The following is a 17592-nucleotide window of genomic DNA, read 5'->3' on the forward strand; positions in this document are numbered from 1 at the left end:
GCCGCACTAATCGCCCGAGCTCTTCCGGAACCGCACCTCGCGGCCCGCGGGACATGCGCTCATGCGCGGTCCGGGCACGAGGATGCCCCCGAGTCACCTCCCCTATGCGCCATGCGGCCCCCAGGGCACGTGAGTAGACACCCGGACACCGTAACGGTGGGCGCCGCCCACCGGTCAGCGGCCAGAGCATGGGGGGCACGCCCGGTCCCGTTCCGAACCCGGAAGCTAAGCCCCATCGCGCCGAGAGTACTGCGGGGTGAGCCCGTGGGAGGCCAGGGCGCCGCTGACCGGTGGACGGCACCGAGCCGTCAACGAAACTGAAGAAGGGGGAGGCCTCGCGGCCTCCCCCTTTTTTGCGTTTGATAGAGAACTGTAATACAAGAACTTGCCTTCGTTTAGCTTGTCTTACTGTTTGGCTGTATTTTGAGTCCTTCTTTTCTATTTGCGCGATAATAACTCCCATTGGCGTAAGGGAGGACTTGATGTTTACCGTTTTTGTCTTGGGCAATATTGCTTCGGGTAAGTCGACTGCCTGCCGCTATTTCGAATCTCGTGGCGCTATGCTTATCGATCTGGATGAGCTTGCAAAATCGCTGTATGTGCCGGGCTCTGATATCGTTAACGCTCTTGCGGATGAATTCGGTTGGGACATTTTGGATGAGATAGGCGGCATTCGCCGCAGCATCCTCGCTTCTCGAGCTTTCGCTTCTCCTGATTCGGTCACACGGCTCAATGGCATCGTGCATCCCGTTCTGATTGAACAGCTTTCGCTTAGGATTCTCGATCCGGTTTGTTGTACGGTTTCATCTCCCCGTTATCCCTTTGCGGTGGTCGAGGTTTCTGCTCCGACTGGTTTTGAGGATGCATTTGGCTTGGCTGATGAAATTCTGGTCATTAGCGCCCCTTTGTCAGTTCGTCGCGAGCGCGCTATTCAACGTGGCATGGAGCCATCCGATTTCGATGCTCGTTCTGCTTGCCAGCCCGAAGAGTCTGCGCTCTGCAATCTCGCTACAACGGTGATTGATAATGCCGCTGGCGATAATTCGCTCTTTGAGCAGCTTGACTCATGGCTTGCATGCCACGGGTTTATAGATACTGCGGACAAGGAGGAGGCCGATGCCTAAGGCACGTTTCTTTACGTGGTATCGCGTGGCGCCACTTGCCGTTGTGTTCGTCTTCGGCCTTATTTCGCTCGTCTACTCGTGTGCTCCTGCCGCTTTCTTTAAGCCACTGTATCCGATTGACTACGAGGCATATGTAAAGCAATCCAGTATTTCGCATAATCTGGATCCGTATCTGGTGTGCGCTGTCATTAAGTCGGAATCGAATTGGGATCCCGAGGCCGAGTCGAATCAGGGTGCTCAGGGATTGATGCAGCTGATGCCCGAGACTGCCCAGGATATGATCGCCAAGGGCCTTGTCGACGGAGAGGTGTATTCGGCCGACAATCTTAACGATCCGGCTACGAATATCGAGTTTGGCTGCGCATACCTCTCGTATCTTCTCACCTATTTCAACGGGTCGACGGATAGTGCCATCGCCGCCTATAACGCCGGTATGGGCAATGTCGACGGATGGGCGCAGCAGAACACGTCACTCCATAATGCGATTACCTTCCCTGAAACTCAGGCTTATCTGATTCGCGTCAATAATGCCTGGGTTCGATATAAGACTCTCTATCCCGATCGGTTCGTATAGGACTAAGCCCACCGCCTGCGTATACTGCAGATGTATGAGTTAGGAGTATCCATGGCGGAATTTGAAGTAGAACGCGTTGGTGGTGAACTTAAGCGCTTTGGCGTTGAGGGCGCTGAGGTGCCGTTTGAAGTCGTTTCCCCCTATGAGCCTGCCGGTTCCCAGCCCAAGGCCATTGAGTCGCTTGTGCAGGGCGTGAGGGACGGAGATCGCTATCAGGTTTTGCTGGGCGTGACTGGTTCGGGCAAGACCTTCACGATGGCAAAGACTATTGAGGCCCTGGGAAAGCCGACGCTGGTCATGGCTCCGAATAAAACGCTTGCCGCTCAGCTTGCGAGCGAGCTCAAAGAGTTCTTTCCCAATAACGCTGTGGTCTACTTCGTCTCGTACTACGACTACTATCAGCCCGAGGCGTATGTGCCGCAAAGTGATACATATATCGAGAAAGACTCATCGATTAACGAAGAGGTCGAGATGCTGCGCCATCAGGCGACCGCATCGCTGCTCTCTCGACGAGATGTGATCGTCGTCGCATCGGTCTCGTGTATCTATGGCATTGGCTCTCCTGAGGACTATGCGGGCCTAGCCCCGAACGTCGACAAGAAGGTGCCGCTCGAGCGCGATGACTTTATCCATGCACTTATCGACATTCAATATGATCGCAATGACTATGACCTGGCACGCGGCACGTTCCGCGTGCGCGGCGATGTTGTCGACGTGTATCCGCCTTATGCCGAGCATCCGTTGCGGTTTGAGTTCTTTGGCGACGAGGTCGAGCTGATTGCCGAGATCGATGAGGTCACCGGTGAGATGCTGCGTGAGTACGAGGCCATCCCCGTATGGCCGGCATCGCACTACGTGACCGAGAAGCCGAAGGTCAAGGCGGCTCTGAAATCGATCGGCGAAGAGTGCGAGAAGCGCGTGGCGGAGCTCAAGGCGACCGACAAGTTGCTCGAGGCGCAGCGTCTGCAGCAGCGCACCGATTATGATCTTGAGATGCTCGAGACGATGGGCTTTTGCAACGGCATCGAGAACTACTCGCGTCATCTGGACGGTCGCAAGCCGGGCGAGCCGCCGTTTACCCTGATCGATTACTTTCCCAAGGATATGCTCTGCATCATCGATGAGAGCCATGTGACAGTGCCGCAGATTCGCGGCATGCACGAAGGTGACCGCTCGCGTAAGGTGACGCTGGTGGAACACGGTTTTCGCCTGCCCTCGGCGCTCGATAACCGCCCGCTTCGTTTCGATGAGTTTGAGGCAAGGATCCCCCAGTTTATCTATGTTTCGGCCACGCCGGGCGACTATGAGCTGCGGGTTAGCCAGAACGACGTTGAGCAGATTATTCGTCCGACCGGTCTGCTCGATCCCAAGATCGACGTTCGTCCGGTCCGAGGCCAGATTGACGATCTTGAGGACGAGATTCGCGAGCGCGTTGCCCGCAAGGAGCGCGTGCTGGTGACCACGTTGACCAAGCGCATGGCCGAGGACCTGACCGACCATCTGCTCGACGCGGGCATTAAGGTCAATTACATGCACTCTGATACGGCGACAATGGACCGTGTCGAGATCTTGCGAACGCTGCGCGAGGGCAAGATCGATGTTCTCGTTGGCATCAACCTGCTTCGCGAGGGCTTGGATCTTCCCGAGGTCTCACTGGTGGCAATTCTCGATGCCGATAAGGAAGGCTTCTTGCGCAACCGCCGTTCGCTGATTCAGACGATTGGCCGTGCGGCCCGTAACGCCGATGGCGAAGTCATCATGTATGCAGACGTTGTGACCGATTCGATGAAAGGGGCCATCGAGGAGACGCAGCGCCGTCGCGAGATTCAGATGGCATATAACGAAGAACATGGCATTGTGCCCAAGACAGTGCGCAAGGCCATCAACGACATCTCAAGTTTTATTGCCGAGGCCGAAAAAACTGTGGGCTCCAAGGGACGCTCGAAGGGCGACTCTCTTGGCCATGGCGCATTCTATACGCCCGATGAGCCGGGCGAGGGCGGTGTGCCGGAAACGGTGGCGCCCGAGCAGACACTTGCGGAACAGTTGGAAGAACTGCCGCATGACGAGCTTGTGCGGATCGTCGAAACCATGGAAGAGGATATGCGTAACGCTTCTGCCGCCATGGACTTTGAGGAGGCGGCGCGCCTGCGCGATGCCGTCGTTCAGATTCGGGCGATGCTCGAGGGTGCGTCTGAGGACGAGACGATCGAGCGCTTACGTTCGCAGGCCCGCAAGGGTTCCACTTTCGCATCGGGCAGAAAACGCCAGGGTGCACGGTTTAAGAAATAGCAAACAGGTCCCGAGTTCCCTGTGGAGCTCGGGGCCTATGTCTTTTGCGCGCTGGAATTCGTGCGTTAGAGGTCTGCGATCAGGGCTTCGGCACAACGAATGCCGTCGGTGGCCGCGCTCATGATGCCGCCGGCATATCCAGCTCCCTCACCGCAAGGGTAGAGACCCGGGGTCGACACGGCATGGCACGTTCGGTCTCGGGTGACAGTGACCGGTGAGCTCGAGCGAGTCTCCACGCCGGTAAGAACGGCATCGGGACGGTCGTAGCCTCGTAGCTTTTTTCCGAGTAGGGGAAGTCCCAGGCGGAGCGACTCGACGATATGTTGCGGTAGGGCTTCGTCAATTGCCGTCCAGGTCACACCGAGCGGATAGGTGGGCTTTACCTTTCCGGGCGCCTTGCTGGCGCGCCCTGCGAGGAAATCTCCGACGAGTTGTGCCGGTGCGTTCCAGTTGGAACCGCCCAGGCGATAGGCGGCCGCCTCGCAGGCACGCTGGAGCTCGATGCCGGCGAGCGGGTCATCGTTGGGAAGGTCCTCAGGCGTGACGTTAACGAGCAGGGCGGCATTTGCGTTGCGTCCGTCGCGGGCATTGAGACTGGCCCCGTTGACGCACAGATGGCACGGTTCTGAAGAGGCGGCAACAACCTGTCCGCCGGGGCACATGCAAAACGAGAACACGCTGCGGCCGTTGGGAAGATGGGCAACAAGTTTGTAGGGGGCCGCCCCGAGCGCTGGATGTCCCGCCGAGGCTCCATATTGGGCTCGGTCGATGTCGCGTTGCGGATGCTCGATGCGAACGCCCATGGCAAAGGTCTTTTGTGCGAGGGCCACGTTGTGGTCCTTAAGGAGCTCAAAAATATCGCGAGCAGAATGCCCGCAGGCGAGGATGAGGTGCTTTGTCTCGATTGGCTCGTAAGCGGCGTCTTGGGACGATTGGACATCAATACCGGTGATGGCGCCAGACGCGTCGATGCGAATGTCGACGAGCTTCGTTCGATAACGGACGACACCTCCGAGCTGCTCGATGCGCTGGGATATAGCGGTGACAACCTTGGGAAGGATGTCGGAGCCAATGTGCGGCTTGGCATCCCACAGAATAACGCGGGGTGCACCCGCCTCGACGAAGGTTTCGAGGATAAGGCGATGGGCGGGATTTTTTGTTCCCGTATTGAGCTTGCCGTCCGAGAAGGTCCCCGCGCCGCCCAGACCAAACTGGATATTGCTCTCGGGGTCGAGGATGCGCTCCTTTAGAAAGAGGTCGATCGCCTGCGAGCGGCGAAATGCCGGGTCGCCGCGCTCGATAAGCAAGGGCTTAAGACCTGCTTCGGCGAGCGTGAGCGCAGCGAAAAGGCCGGCGCATCCGGCGCCGACAACGACAGGGCGTTCTTGAGGTGCGTCGGAGACGGGGGAGGGGAATGAAGGCTCATCGTCTTCTATCGCGCGTACGCGCGAGCGGTCACGCTTGGCAACGCTGTCGACCGCTTCTCGCTCGAGGTGGGGACTAGTCAGCTCAACACGAAAGCTCAGGATAAAATGGACGTCTCGTTTTTTGCGAGCGTCGATTGACTTGCGGTGGAGCTCGATGGACTTGATCTCGGAGTCCTTGCAACGTAGGACGCGCTTGGCGACTCGCTTGCCAACAATGAGGCAGGCATTTTCATCGCCGGCTTCATCGAGTGACGCGTTGACTTGGGTGATTTCGATCATCGAGGTCTCCTTAGAGGCAAGAAAGAGGCCGTCCGGTATCCCAGACGGCCCGAATGCGTTTTTGATTATAGACTGAGCGGCTACAGGCTGCTTGCAGCGCGAATGCCCGAGAGCCAGGCCCACGCAAGGTTAAAGCCTCCGCAATCGGCGTCGATGTCGAGCGCTTCGCCGCAGACGTAAAGCGGGGCATCGACAGCGCTGCGCGCGCGTAGACTGGGTGTTGAGATGCTCTCGACAGATACGCCACCACGCGTGACCTGCGCCGAGCGCTCCTCGGCTGTTCCCTCGACGAGCAACTTAAAGTGCTTGAGGATCGAGACCAGGTGGATGAGACCGTTGGAGCCTGGATGGCACTGCTCGAACGCCGTGCAGACGACGCGGGAGAGTTGCGGGGCGAGCATGCCGTCGAGCCAACGGGGATCGCGGGGCGAAAAGCCGCCGAGCAGCTCAACGCGCCGGTTGAGCATATCGAGCAGCTCGTCTTTGGAGAGGTCGGGGAAAACGTCGAGCAGGATCGTATCGCCGCGCTGGATACGACGGGAGAGGTTGAAGACAGCGACACCCGAGATGCCAAAGGTTCGAAACAGGACTTCACCGTCTTCGTGCCAGAGCTCATTATGATTGCGGGCGAGCGTCAAGCGGGCGCGGACGCGCAGGCCATCCAACGTCTTGAGTGCCGCCCGATCGCCGACGACCGTTGCCGATACGGGGCAGAGGATGGGGCGCAGCGAAGTGAGGGGGAGGCGAAACGTATCAGCGATACCGGTGGGGTTGCCACCCGTGGCGATAATTACGGCATGTGCCTCCAGGGCCTCGTTCTTGCGAGGGACATCGGCGAGCGCTTTCCGAAGCGAGCGGAGCTCCGATTTTCGGTCGTCGTGCTTTTTTGCCTTGAGTGCCCGCGCTGGACGGTCTATTTGGAGTGTCCAGCCTTCGGAAGCTTTGTGCGCCGAGGCAACGTTGGCTCCGCAGATTAAGGTGATACCTAGGCGGTCGCAAACGTTGAGAAGCGCGTCGCGCACCGATTCGGCGCGAAGGGAGCGCGGGTACAGCCGGCCTTCCTCGGAGGTTGTCATGATACCCAGCGAGGAGAAGAAACCCATAAGCTCTTGTTCGGGCTGGGGGCCCATGACGGATTCGACGAATGCGGGGTGGTTATACCGCTGAGGATCAATTGATTCGTTGGAGAGGTTGCAGCGGCCGTTACCGGTCGCAAGGAGCTTGAGGCCGCAGGCGACATCGCGCTCAACGATGCAGACGCTTTTGCCAGCGCGTGCGGCCGTAATGGCGGCGGCGAGGCCTGAAGCCCCGCCGCCGATTACCAAGACGTCATAGAAGGCGCTCGCGTTCACTTAGGCCTCGTCGGTCTCGTGCGGGGTAATAGCCTCGACGGCAGAGACTGCCTTGGGCAACATGCCATCGGGCAGCGCGGTCTCGACCTCGCCCTTATCGCAGGCCTCGGCGAGTACCGGATTAATGGGAAGCTGGCCCAAGATGTCGAGGTTATAGCGCTCTGCGACCTCGGAGAGCTTGCTCTTGCCAAAGACCTCGATTTTCTTGCCGCAGTCGGGGCACTCAATATAGCTCATGTTCTCGACAATGCCCAGAATGGGGACGTTCATCTTCTCGGCCATGTTGACCGCCTTGGCGACGATCATCGAGACCAGATCCTGCGGGCTCGTGACGATGACGATGCCGTCGACCGGCAGCGACTGGAAGACGGTGAGCGCGACGTCGCCTGTTCCCGGAGGCATGTCGACCAGCAGGTAGTCGATGGGGCCCCACGAGGTCTCGCTCCAGAACTGCCTAATGGCGCCTGCGATGACCGGACCGCGCCAAAGGACGGGGTCGGTCTCGTTTTGGAGCAGCAGGTTGGAGCTCATGACCTTGACGCCGTGCTCGGAGATTTCGGGCAGCATAAGGTTGCCAAGGGCATGGACGTGGCGTCCGCTCATACCGAACATCTTGGGGATAGAGGGACCGGTGATGTCGGCATCGAGGACGCCGACCTTGTGGCCGTGACGGGCAAGCTCGGTGGCGATGGCGCCGGTGACAAACGACTTGCCGACACCGCCCTTGCCGGAAAGCACGGCGATGACGCGCTTGACCTCGGACAGCGTGTTCTCCTCAAATTGCGATGGCGACGTTTGTCCGCCGGCGGCCTGTGCGTGTTCGCAACCCATGTATGACTCCTTTGTATATGCTGGGGCCGGGGCCCCGCGATGTGACACGAGCGTCATTGTACCCTCGTTTGCGAGCGGGAGTCATTTGCGATGCATTTGGGCCGAGTGCGCTTGCAATATGATGGGCCCAAGCGAATGGGCGGGCTTACTGAACTTTGCTGGCGAACTCGAGGTACTGCATGCGCTGCAGCTTGTCGATCGTCGAGGCGTATGGGCTGTCTTCCGATTCCAAGTCGTAGCGCAGCCCGTCGGCACCGAGATAGCCGGCGACATTGATGGTGGGCACATCTGACCTTGTCGCAAGCAGGGCCTTTTGGTAATTGGTGAGCGGGGCGCCGATCTTATTAAGGGTAATGGCTGCAATCTCGTTTGCCCCGACGGTGTCGTAGACGTTGAGCTCGGTATTGCCGGCGATCTCATAGTTAGCCCAGACGAGATATGTCGACTGATAGATACGGAAAGCGTGGCTTGCCGTATCTTCCTGAGGGTACAGCTCGTCGTTGAGAGTCGTTGCGGCGCTCGGCTGATGGTCGCCAAAAAAGACAAGAACAACCGGTCTGCCGATATTGCGGAGCTCGTTGATAAAGTACTCGAGGTCCCGGTCGGATGCGTTGATGCAGGTGAGATAGGTGTTGAGCGCGCTGTTGGCGCCCTCGCTGGCTCCCTCGACCCAATAGTTTGTCAGCTCTTCGGCGGGAACGGTGCCATAGTCGTAGCCGCCGTGATTTTGCATCGTGACGTCAAAGATGAACTGCGGCGCTTCGTCGGTTCTAAGCAGGTCGAGTATCTTGTCGTAGGTGGCGTAGTCGCATACGCCGGCATGGTAATAGGGCGCACCTTCGAAATCGCCGATTGAAAGAAAGTCTCCAAAGCCCAGCTGCTGATAGATTTTATCTCGATGGTAGTTGACGGGGTTTTGCGGGTGCATAGCGGTAGCGGTATACCCAAGCTCTTTAAGGTCCTTTGCCAGGTTGTTGACGCCATTCATCTGATACAGTTGATAGGGAATTTTGCCTAATCCGACAAAGGCCGTTGTCGCTCCGGTCAAAAATTCGAATTCGGAGTTCGCCGTTCCGCCACCGGCGACCGAAGCGAGCATGGTGCCGCGAACAAGTGTGTCGGGAAGCGAGTTGTAGAATGCGGGGCCGGTGTACCCGGCCGCCTGGAGCTGCTCAAAGCACGAAAGGTCGCTAAAACTCTCGTTCATGACGGCAACAATCGTCGGCTTGATTTCATTGAACTGGGCAACGGCCGCCGCGCGCTGTTCGCTCGAGCCATATGTGCTGTCGTAGACGGTGGCGAGCTCCTGCTCGATGCTCTGCGCCTCATCGGGCGTATAGTCTTCGGGCTTCTCAATGGGCAACTCGTTGACCATTTCGGTGAACGAAGTGATAAAACCCTGAGACGCATACGTGGTGATGGGCTGCCAACGGTCAAATCCAAAATCCAGCGCCTGCTCCAAGTCGATGTTGGAAAAGCCTGAGAGCCCCACAACGGTCACTAGCAGAAAAGCACAGAGGTTAGCGGCGATAGCGGGGAAGACATGGGTGGGCGTACGGAGCTTTCGCGGTCGGATGAGCGAAAGAAGCCCCAGGGAAATCTCCAGCAGGGCGAGAGAGGTTACGATTCCGGCGGTAAAGGTAAACTCGTATCCCTCGCTCACTTCCATTGCGGTGCCAAGGGCCAAGATATCGCTTGGCAGGATGGCTTCGCCTTTAAACGTTATGACGAAGTGCTCGGCAATGCCAAGGATGCAACAGACGACGGGCACGAGGGCCATGACGCCTCCATGACGCTGCCCCACCAAATAAAGGGAGAGCAGAACCGTCGCGAGCAGCCCGACGGAAAACCCGAATGAGTTGGCGGGAATGCGATAGAACGTTTCGTTGCAGGCAATTTCGAGTGAAACGAACGAGAGCGCTGAAACAGCGGCGATGACAAGGATGTCACGGCAAATACAGGCAACCGTTCCCGTCGCAAGGTCGGTTTGGTCGATAAGTCCCGAAACCAAGGGCTCGACAAGAAGCATGACGGCGGCAGCACCGAGCGCCGAATAAGAAAGGACCCATAGGGAGCTGCCCTCATTTACGAGCAATTGATTCGTAACCCATGCAGCTACCACGCCGAGCGGGATGAGGAGCGTCGCGCACCAAAAGACGCGGGCAATGGGTGGCTTTTCGTTGCGTTTGATTGAAAAATACACGCGCACGACGACGGCGGCCACGATAAGGACGGCGATGAATATGGGCAGATTGGCCATGTCGCTCGAAGTGATTTCAAGGGGGATATCTTCGGTCATGGACGTTCCTCTGGTACAGCAAATTAAGTTCAGCATTAGATTACTGTAACCTTTCCACGGCATTTCGAGAAACAAAGCGCCCGATACGCAAAGCTAAAGGTCTGCGAATCTTGTATCACGAACATCTGTGCGCGTTGAGTGCGCTAAACTCATCGACGGTGTGATTTGAAGTTATAGGAGGCAAGGAGCTTCCATGTCTGATTCCTCTATCGTTATTCGCGGTGCGCGCGAGCACAACTTGCGCGATATCGATGTATCCATTCCACGCGACCAGCTCGTGGTCATTACCGGCCTTTCCGGCTCGGGCAAGAGCTCGCTGGCGTTCGACACGATCTATGCCGAGGGCCAGCGCCGCTACGTCGAGAGCCTGTCGAGCTATGCGCGTCAGTTTTTGGGCCAGATGGACAAACCCGATCTGGACTCGATCGACGGCCTTTCGCCGGCTGTTTCGATCGATCAAAAGACGACATCCAAGAATCCTCGATCGACGGTGGGCACCGTAACCGAGATTTATGACTACCTGCGACTGCTGTTTGCTCGCGTCGGTACGCCGCACTGCCCCGAGTGCGGTCGCATAATCGAGCGCCAGACGACCGACCAGGTTGCCGATAAAGTCCTGGCTGCGGGGGAGGGCCGCCGCGCGTTCGTGCTGGCACCGGTGGTTCGCGGTCGTAAGGGCGAGTATGCCAAGCTGTTCGAGGATCTTCGCGCCGAGGGCTTTAGCCGCGTGCGCGTCGACGGCGAGGTTCGCTCGCTTGATGACCCTATCGATTTGGATAAGAAATTCAAGCACGATATCGAGGTCGTGGTCGACCGTATCGTGATTCGCGAGAACTCCCTGGGCCGTATTGCCGAGTCCGTTGAACAGGCGACTGCGCTGGCGCACGGCAATGTGAACGTATACTTGCTGCCCGACCGCGACGCTCCCGAGGGGACCGAAGGCGAGTTGCTGGAGTATTCGCTGGCGCTGGCGTGCCCGGAGCATGGGCACTCCATCGATGACCTGCAGCCGCGCGATTTCTCGTTCAACGCGCCCTATGGCGCGTGCCCCGAGTGCGATGGCCTGGGCTTTAAGAAGACGGTCGATGCCGAAGCGCTAATCGAAGACCCCTCGAAGTCGATCGCCGACGGGGTCTTTGGCAGCCTGTTTGGCAACTCTAACTACTATCCGCAGATTTTCGCTGCGGTCTGCAAACACTTTAAGGTGAGCGTCGATACGCCGTGGGAGGATCTGCCTCCGCGGGTGCGTCGCGCGTTTTTAGACGGCATGGGCGACCAGAAGATTTCGGTCGACTATCAAAAGCTCGATGGGCGTCGCAGCCAGTGGGACACCAAGTTCTCGGGCGTGCGCAATATCCTGTACGAGCGCTATAACGAGACGACGAATGAGAACACCAGGGCGCGCTTGGAGAAGTACATTCGCGAGGAGCCGTGCTCGAGTTGCCATGGTGCTCGTCTGCGCCCCGAGATGCTCGCCGTTACCGTAGGCGGTAAGTCCATTTACGAGGTCTGCTGCCTGTCGTGCCGCGAGTCGCTCGAGTTTTTTGAGGGCCTGGAGCTTACCGAGCGCCAACAATTTATCGGCGGGCGCATCGTTAAGGAAATCCTGGAGCGCCTGCGCTTTCTGGTCGATGTCGGACTCGACTATCTGACCCTCGACCGTGCCTCGGCGACGCTTTCCGGAGGCGAGGCCCAGCGCATTCGCCTGGCAACGCAGATCGGCGCCGGCCTCATGGGTGTCCTGTACATTTTGGACGAGCCATCGATCGGCCTCCATCAGCGCGATAACGAGCGCCTGATCAAGACGCTTGAGCGCCTGCGCGATATCGGCAATACCGTCATCGTCGTTGAGCATGATGAGGATACGATTCGTGCTGCCGACTATGTGATCGACATGGGCCCTGGCGCGGGCGTGAACGGCGGACACGTGGTCGCCGCGGGAACGCCTGCCGATATCATGGCGTGCCCCGATTCGATGACGGGTGCCTACCTGACTGGCAAGCGAATGATTCGGGTTCCCGATAAGCGCCGCAAGCCCGGTCGCGGCTGCCTTAAGATCACGGGCGCCCGTGCCAACAACCTTAAAAACGTTACCGCCAAGATTGAGTTCGGTACGCTTACGGTCGTTACCGGCGTGTCGGGATCGGGCAAGAGCTCCCTGGTTACCGACACCATCGCGCCTGCTCTTACGAATGCCATTCATCGCTCGACGCGTCCTGTGGGCCCGTACAAAAAGCTCGAGGGTATCGAGTGCATCGATAAGGTGATCGACATTGACCAGTCGCCGATCGGCCGTACACCGCGTTCCAATCCCGCTACGTACATTGGCCTGTGGGATGATCTGCGCGCGCTGTTTGCGAGCACACCGGAGTCGAAGGCACGCGGCTACTCGCCGGGACGTTTCTCCTTTAACGTGAGCGGCGGCCGCTGCGAAGCATGCAAGGGCGACGGACAAATTAAGATCGAGATGCACTTCCTTCCCGATATCTATGTTCCCTGCGAGGTCTGCGGCGGCAAGCGCTATAATCGCGAGACGCTTGAGGTCACCTACCGTGGTAAGACCATCTCTGACGTGCTCGACATGAGCGTCACCGAGGCGCTGGCTTTCTTTGGCAATATTCCTCAAATTAAGCGTAAGCTCCAGACTCTGTACGATGTGGGCCTGGGCTATGTGAGCTTGGGCCAGCCGGCAACGACGCTTTCGGGTGGCGAGGCACAGCGCGTAAAGCTCGCCAAGGAACTTCACCGCCGTCAGACGGGTAAGACGTTCTACATTCTGGATGAGCCGACGACCGGTCTCCATTTTGAGGATGTCCGCCAGTTGCTCGACGTGCTGCAGCGCCTGGTCGATGCGGGCAACACGGTTCTGGTAATCGAGCATAATCTCGATGTCATCAAGGTCGCCGACCGTCTGATCGATATGGGTCCCGAGGGCGGCAATGGCGGCGGAACCGTCGTGGTCTCGGGTACGCCGGAGCAGGTCGCGGCATGTTCGCAGAGCTACACGGGCAAGTTTTTGGCGCCGTTGCTCAGGCGTGACCGGGAGCGTCAGGCTCAACTTGATGCTCAATAAATAGGCGATTCAGTTTATGGGCGCCATCGACTCCTTGTGATTCGATGGCGCTTGCTGTGTCGAAGTGACGTATGCAGCCGAATTGGACATATACTTAATCCTTGCGTCCGAATGCGAGGGAAAGGACATGTCATGGCAAAGGCTGTAAAGACGCCAAAAACCAATGCGATGCGCGAGCTGGAAAGCGCTGGCATTTCCTATGTTCTACATACGTATGAAGACGATGGTGATGAGTCGGCGGGCCTGGGGGTCGCGATTTCGGAGCAGCTTGGCGAGGAGCCCGGTCAAGGATTTAAGACCTTGGTCTGCGTGACGCCGTCCAACGACCATGTCGTGTGCTGCATCCCTGTTGCCGACGAGCTCGATCTAAAGTCCGCCGCGCGTGCTGCGGGGGAGAAGTCCTTGGCCATGATGCATGTGAAGGATTTGCTTGCGGCGACTGGCTACGTTCGCGGCGGCTGCAGTCCGGTCGGTATGAAAAAACGCTACAGGACGCTCATTGATGAGACATGTGTCCTTTGGGATACCATTTTTATTTCGGGAGGCAAGCGTGGTTATCAGCTCGAGCTTGCACCTGATGATTTAATTGCATTTTGCGGGGCGACAGTTGCCGCGATTACGAGAGAGGACTGAGCGATGCTGCAGGAAGAATTGAAGCGCGGAGCTCATTTTGCAGAAGAATCTGCGCCTCAGACACCCTCATCTGAAGCTTCTTCGTCGCGAGATGACACTGACGACATGGGCTCGTCGGACTACTCCACGGTTGGTCGTTCCGCCGGGCTTATGACCATCCTGACCATCGTGTCTCGCGTCACCGGTTTTATCCGCACGTGGGCAATGGCGGCCGCTATCGGCATGTCGCTGCTCTCGTCTTCCTATCAGGTCGCCAACAACCTGCCCAATATGCTCTACGAACTCGTGATGGGCGGCATGCTCGTGACGGCGTTTTTGCCCGTGTACATGGGCGTGAGGCGTGAGCAGGGTCGCGAGGCCTCTAACGAGTACGTGGGCAACCTGCTCGGTATTCTGCTATTGGTGCTGGGTGGCATTTCGTTGCTGGGGACCGTGTTCGCCCCGGGCTTTATCTGGACGCAATCGTTTCTTTCGGGTGACGGCGGCAGCATGGATACCGCTGCGTTCATGTTCCGTTTCTTTGCCATCCAGATTCTGTTTTATGGTTTGGGCTCGGTGTTTTCGGGCGTCCTCAACGCACACCGCGACTACTTCTGGTCGACGTTTGCCCCGGTCCTCAACAATGTGATCGTCATTGCGAGCTTTATGGGCTTTGCGCCCGTGTCCGCACAGTTTGGCGAACGTGCCGGCATCATCTTGATTGCGGCCGGTACGACCCTCGGTGTCTTTGTTCAGATGGCATGTCAGATCCCCGCGCTTGGCAAGCACGGCGTGCATCCCCATATCCATATCGACTTTAAGGACCCCGCACTGCGCCAGACGATTGCGCTCGGTATCCCGACGCTGCTCGCCACGGTGTGCATGTTTGTCTCGACTTCTATCACCAACGCTGCTGCGCTGGTGGTCCAGCCCGAGACCGGTCCTTCCGTCATCGCCTATGCGCGCCTGTGGTACACGCTGCCCTACGCGCTGATTGCCGCCTCGCTTTCGACGGCGCTCTATACCGAGCTCTCTCACGACGCACAGGAGAAGGATTACGACAGCGTCCGCACGGGCATTTCGCGTGGCGTCGCCCAGATGCTGTTCTTCCTGATTCCATTCGCGCTGTACCTGATTGTCTTTGCGCGTCCGCTCAACATGATTTACTGCGCTGGCAAGTTCGATGAGTCCGGTGTGGCGCTGGTGTCGGAGTTCCTTATCTACCTGGCACTTTCCCTGCCGCTCTACGGCGTGGTCGTGCTGATGCAGAAGAGCTTCTCTGCCCTGCTCGACATGAAGCCCTATAGCCGCTATTGTCTGTATTCCGCCATCGGCCAGGCCGGCTCGGTTTTGCTGTTTGGCGTTGTGCTGGGCTTCGGTATGCCGGCAATCGCGCTTTCGTATGTCGTCGACTACGTGATCTTGGTCGGTTGCTCGCTGTGGTGGCTGCGTCGTCGCCTGCGTGGTCTTCAGGTCAAATCTATCCTGCATGGCGGGTTCTTTGGCCTTTTGCTCGGTGGCCTGGGTGCTGCCGCAGGCGCCGGCGTCATGTGGGCGCTTGAGCACTTTGTCGGGGCACTTGGCGGCTCGATTCTGATTACTCTTGGCTACGTTTGCGTTGCGGGTGTCGTCTCGCTTGCTGTTACCTTTGGCCTTGCCGTCGTCCTTAAGATGCCCGAGGTCTCGGCGCTGATTCGTCGCAAGTAGGTGCGCGTGGCCGGTCACGACAACATTCCAACGCTTGCCGAGCAGGTTTCGCGCGTTCCCACGCAGCCCGGCTGCTACCTTTGGAAAGACGCCAAGGGCGATGTCATCTACGTGGGCAAGGCGAAAAACCTGCGCGCCCGTATGCGTCAGTACGTGACGCTGCAGGACGAGCGCCAGAAGATCCCGCTGATGATGCAGCTGGTGGCGAGCTTTGACTATATCGTGGTGGAGACCGAGCACGAGGCGTTGGTGCTCGAGCGCAATTTGATTGGCCAGTACCATCCGTACTTTAACGTCGACCTCAAGGATGACAAGAGCTACCCCTTTATCGCCATTACAAAGGGCGACCTGTATCCCGCTATCAAATACACGCGTGAGCGTCATAAGCCGGGAACGCGCTATTTTGGACCTTATACCGATAGCCGCGCGGCACGTGAGACGATAGATACGCTGCGCAAGGTTATCCCCATCTGCTCCGCATCCTGTGCGGAGTGGCGTCGTTGTCGCCGTATCGTCGAGTCCCACAAGGGCGAGGAAGACATCGTCAATATGATTTGCGCGCAAAACGGGCGCCCCTGCTTTGACTACCATGTCGGGCGCGGCCCAGGTGCGTGTGTCGGCGCGATTTCCCCGGCAGACTATGCCAAGAACGTCAAGCGTGTCGAGCGCTTTTTGTCGGGCCATCGCAAGGATGTCGTCGATGAGCTGACCTCCGAGATGACGGATGCCGCTGAGGCGCTCGACTTTGAGCGCGCGGCACGCGTCAAACGTCGTTTGGAGGTCATCAGGGGTCTGGACGATCGTCAGCAAGTCGTTTTTCCCTCCAGTGTCGATATCGATGTCATCGGTTTCTATCGCGAGGAGACCATCTCCGCCGCTTGCGTCTTCGTCGTTCGCGAGGGCCGAACAGTTCGCACCTGCGAGTTCATTCTCGACAAGGGTCTTGATGTTGACGAGGAAGAGCTCCAGTCGGGCTTTCTTAAGCGCTATTACGACGAGACGGCTGATATTCCAGCTGAGGTCAACCTTTCCGTCGAGCTTGAGGATGCGGAGGCGCTGGGGGAGTGGCTTGCGGGCAAGCGTGAGCGTTCCTGCCATCTCCATAGGCCGCAGCGTGGCGAAAAGCACCGTCTGCTCGATATGGCATCCAAAAATGCGCGCCATGCCCTCATGCGCTACATGATGCGAACGGGGTACGCTGACGACCGCACCAATCAAGCGCTCCTGGAGCTCGAAAGTGCGTTGGCGCTGCCATCGCCGCCGTTGCGTATCGAGTGCTTCGATATCTCGACGCTGCATGGCACCTTTACGGTCGCCTCGATGGTGGTGTTTACCAACGGGCGCGCCGACAAGAGCCAGTATCGTCGTTTTAAAATCCAGACCGAATTGGATGAGGCAAACGACTTCGTGTCGATGTCCGAGGTTTTGGGACGACGCTATGCTCCCGAGCGCATGGCCGACGAGCGCTTTGGCTCGTGCCCCGATCTGCTCGTTGTCGATGGCGGTAAGCCGCAATTGACCGCTGCGATCAAGCAACTTGAGGCTCTTGGGCTCGATATACCAGTTTGTGGCTTGGCGAAGGCCGATGAGGAAGTTTTTGTGCCTTGGGACGAGACCCCCGTCGTGCTGCCGACCGGGTCTGCCTCGCTCTATCTAATTAAACAGGTGCGCGATGAGTCCCACCGATTTGCTATCACGTTCCATCGTGAATTGCGCGACAAGGCCATGACAGTTTCGGTACTCGATGACGTTCCTGGCGTGGGGCCCACCAGAAAACGTGCCCTTATGCGCCATTTTGGCTCGATGAAGCGTTTGCGCGCGGCGAGCGAGCAGGAGATTGCAGAAGTTCGAGGCGTTCCGGCCGATGTCGCCAAAGCGGTCCACGAGGCACTTGTTGCGTGGAATGCCGAGCGCTCCGAGATGGCGGCAAAGCAATCCGAAAACTAAACACGCCTCTAAACAACTGATATACATGATTGCGTGATTTTCAATCATGTATTTCACGGCGATTACCAGCCGATT

General features: G+C 58.2%; 11 protein-coding genes and 1 rRNA gene. 8 read left to right on the forward strand and 4 right to left on the reverse strand.

Translation table 11 applies throughout. From position 1 onward, the window contains the following. Positions 1–173: 173 nt before the first annotated feature. From rrf to uvrB, 4 genes are all read left to right on the forward strand, one after another. Positions 174–289: ribosomal RNA gene (rrf, locus tag DW112_RS06800) — 5S ribosomal RNA — on the forward strand. A 193-nt stretch (positions 290–482) separates the two neighbouring features. Further along, positions 483–1124, forward strand: a complete 642-nt coding sequence (gene coaE, locus DW112_RS06805; RefSeq protein WP_118328619.1) for a dephospho-CoA kinase — start codon at positions 483–485, stop codon at positions 1122–1124. After that, a complete protein-coding gene (locus tag DW112_RS06810; protein WP_118328620.1) occupies positions 1117–1698 on the forward strand; it encodes a lytic transglycosylase domain-containing protein in 582 nt (193 codons plus the stop codon). The genes coaE and DW112_RS06810 overlap by 8 nt, the downstream gene beginning before the upstream one ends. Before the next feature lie 51 nt (positions 1699–1749). After that, a complete protein-coding gene (gene uvrB / locus DW112_RS06815; RefSeq protein WP_118328621.1) occupies positions 1750–3990 on the forward strand; it encodes an excinuclease ABC subunit UvrB in 2241 nt (746 codons plus the stop codon). Positions 3991–4055: 65 nt separating this feature from the next. Here uvrB and DW112_RS06820 read toward each other — a convergent pair whose 3' ends face one another. From DW112_RS06820 to DW112_RS06835, 4 genes are all read right to left on the reverse strand, one after another. Then, positions 4056–5696, reverse strand: a complete 1641-nt coding sequence (locus DW112_RS06820; protein WP_118328622.1) for an NAD(P)/FAD-dependent oxidoreductase — start codon at positions 5694–5696, stop codon at positions 4056–4058. 80 nt (positions 5697–5776) lie between these two features. Then, positions 5777–7048 carry an NAD(P)/FAD-dependent oxidoreductase gene (locus DW112_RS06825; protein ID WP_118328623.1) on the reverse strand — a complete coding sequence of 424 codons (1272 nt, stop codon included), beginning with the start codon at positions 7046–7048 and terminating at the stop codon, positions 5777–5779. After that, the gene (locus tag DW112_RS06830; RefSeq protein ID WP_118328624.1) at positions 7049–7879 is read right to left on the reverse strand and encodes an Mrp/NBP35 family ATP-binding protein; all 831 of its coding nucleotides are present in this window, start codon (positions 7877–7879) and stop codon (positions 7049–7051) included. 145 nt (positions 7880–8024) lie between these two features. Next, a complete protein-coding gene (locus DW112_RS06835) occupies positions 8025–10178 on the reverse strand; it encodes an LTA synthase family protein (RefSeq protein WP_158571735.1) in 2154 nt (717 codons plus the stop codon). A 193-nt stretch (positions 10179–10371) separates the two neighbouring features. On the opposite strand from DW112_RS06835, the gene uvrA reads away from it, so the two are divergent. The 4 genes from uvrA to uvrC all read left to right on the forward strand — a co-directional run bounded on the left by uvrA (position 10372) and on the right by uvrC (position 17517). Next, the gene (gene uvrA, locus DW112_RS06840) at positions 10372–13251 is read left to right on the forward strand and encodes an excinuclease ABC subunit UvrA (protein WP_118328626.1); all 2880 of its coding nucleotides are present in this window, start codon (positions 10372–10374) and stop codon (positions 13249–13251) included. 132 nt (positions 13252–13383) lie between these two features. Next, positions 13384–13884: a Cys-tRNA(Pro) deacylase gene (ybaK, locus tag DW112_RS06845; RefSeq protein WP_117746693.1), complete on the forward strand. Its 501-nt coding sequence runs from the start codon at positions 13384–13386 to the stop codon at positions 13882–13884. Positions 13885–13989: 105 nt separating this feature from the next. Next, complete coding sequence (gene murJ, locus DW112_RS06850) at positions 13990–15570, forward strand: murein biosynthesis integral membrane protein MurJ (RefSeq protein WP_117564878.1); 1581 nt, start codon at positions 13990–13992, stop codon at positions 15568–15570. A 6-nt stretch (positions 15571–15576) separates the two neighbouring features. Continuing rightward, on the forward strand, positions 15577–17517 hold the full coding sequence (gene uvrC / locus DW112_RS06855; RefSeq protein WP_233545881.1) for an excinuclease ABC subunit UvrC: 1941 nt from the start codon (positions 15577–15579) through the stop codon (positions 17515–17517). The last annotated feature ends 75 nt before the right edge of the window (positions 17518–17592 follow it).

This window comes from Collinsella sp. AM09-41, assembly GCF_003473245.1.
Taxonomy (GTDB): domain Bacteria; phylum Actinomycetota; class Coriobacteriia; order Coriobacteriales; family Coriobacteriaceae; genus Collinsella.

Bases quoted from the DNA above. Each gene is read 5' to 3' on its own strand.
- coaE (WP_118328619.1), top strand. From the start codon at position 483: ATGTTTACCGTTTTTGTCTTGGGCAATATTGCTTCGGGTAAGTCGACT.
- DW112_RS06810 (WP_118328620.1), top strand. From the start codon at position 1,117: ATGCCTAAGGCACGTTTCTTTACGTGGTATCGCGTGGCGCCACTTGCC.
- uvrB (WP_118328621.1), top strand. From the start codon at position 1,750: ATGGCGGAATTTGAAGTAGAACGCGTTGGTGGTGAACTTAAGCGCTTT.
- DW112_RS06820 (WP_118328622.1), bottom strand. From the start codon at position 5,696: ATGATCGAAATCACCCAAGTCAACGCGTCACTCGATGAAGCCGGCGAT.
- DW112_RS06830 (WP_118328624.1), bottom strand. From the start codon at position 7,879: ATGGGTTGCGAACACGCACAGGCCGCCGGCGGACAAACGTCGCCATCG.
- DW112_RS06835 (WP_158571735.1), bottom strand. From the start codon at position 10,178: ATGACCGAAGATATCCCCCTTGAAATCACTTCGAGCGACATGGCCAAT.
- uvrA (WP_118328626.1), top strand. From the start codon at position 10,372: ATGTCTGATTCCTCTATCGTTATTCGCGGTGCGCGCGAGCACAACTTG.
- ybaK (WP_117746693.1), top strand. From the start codon at position 13,384: ATGGCAAAGGCTGTAAAGACGCCAAAAACCAATGCGATGCGCGAGCTG.
- murJ (WP_117564878.1), top strand. From the start codon at position 13,990: ATGGGCTCGTCGGACTACTCCACGGTTGGTCGTTCCGCCGGGCTTATG.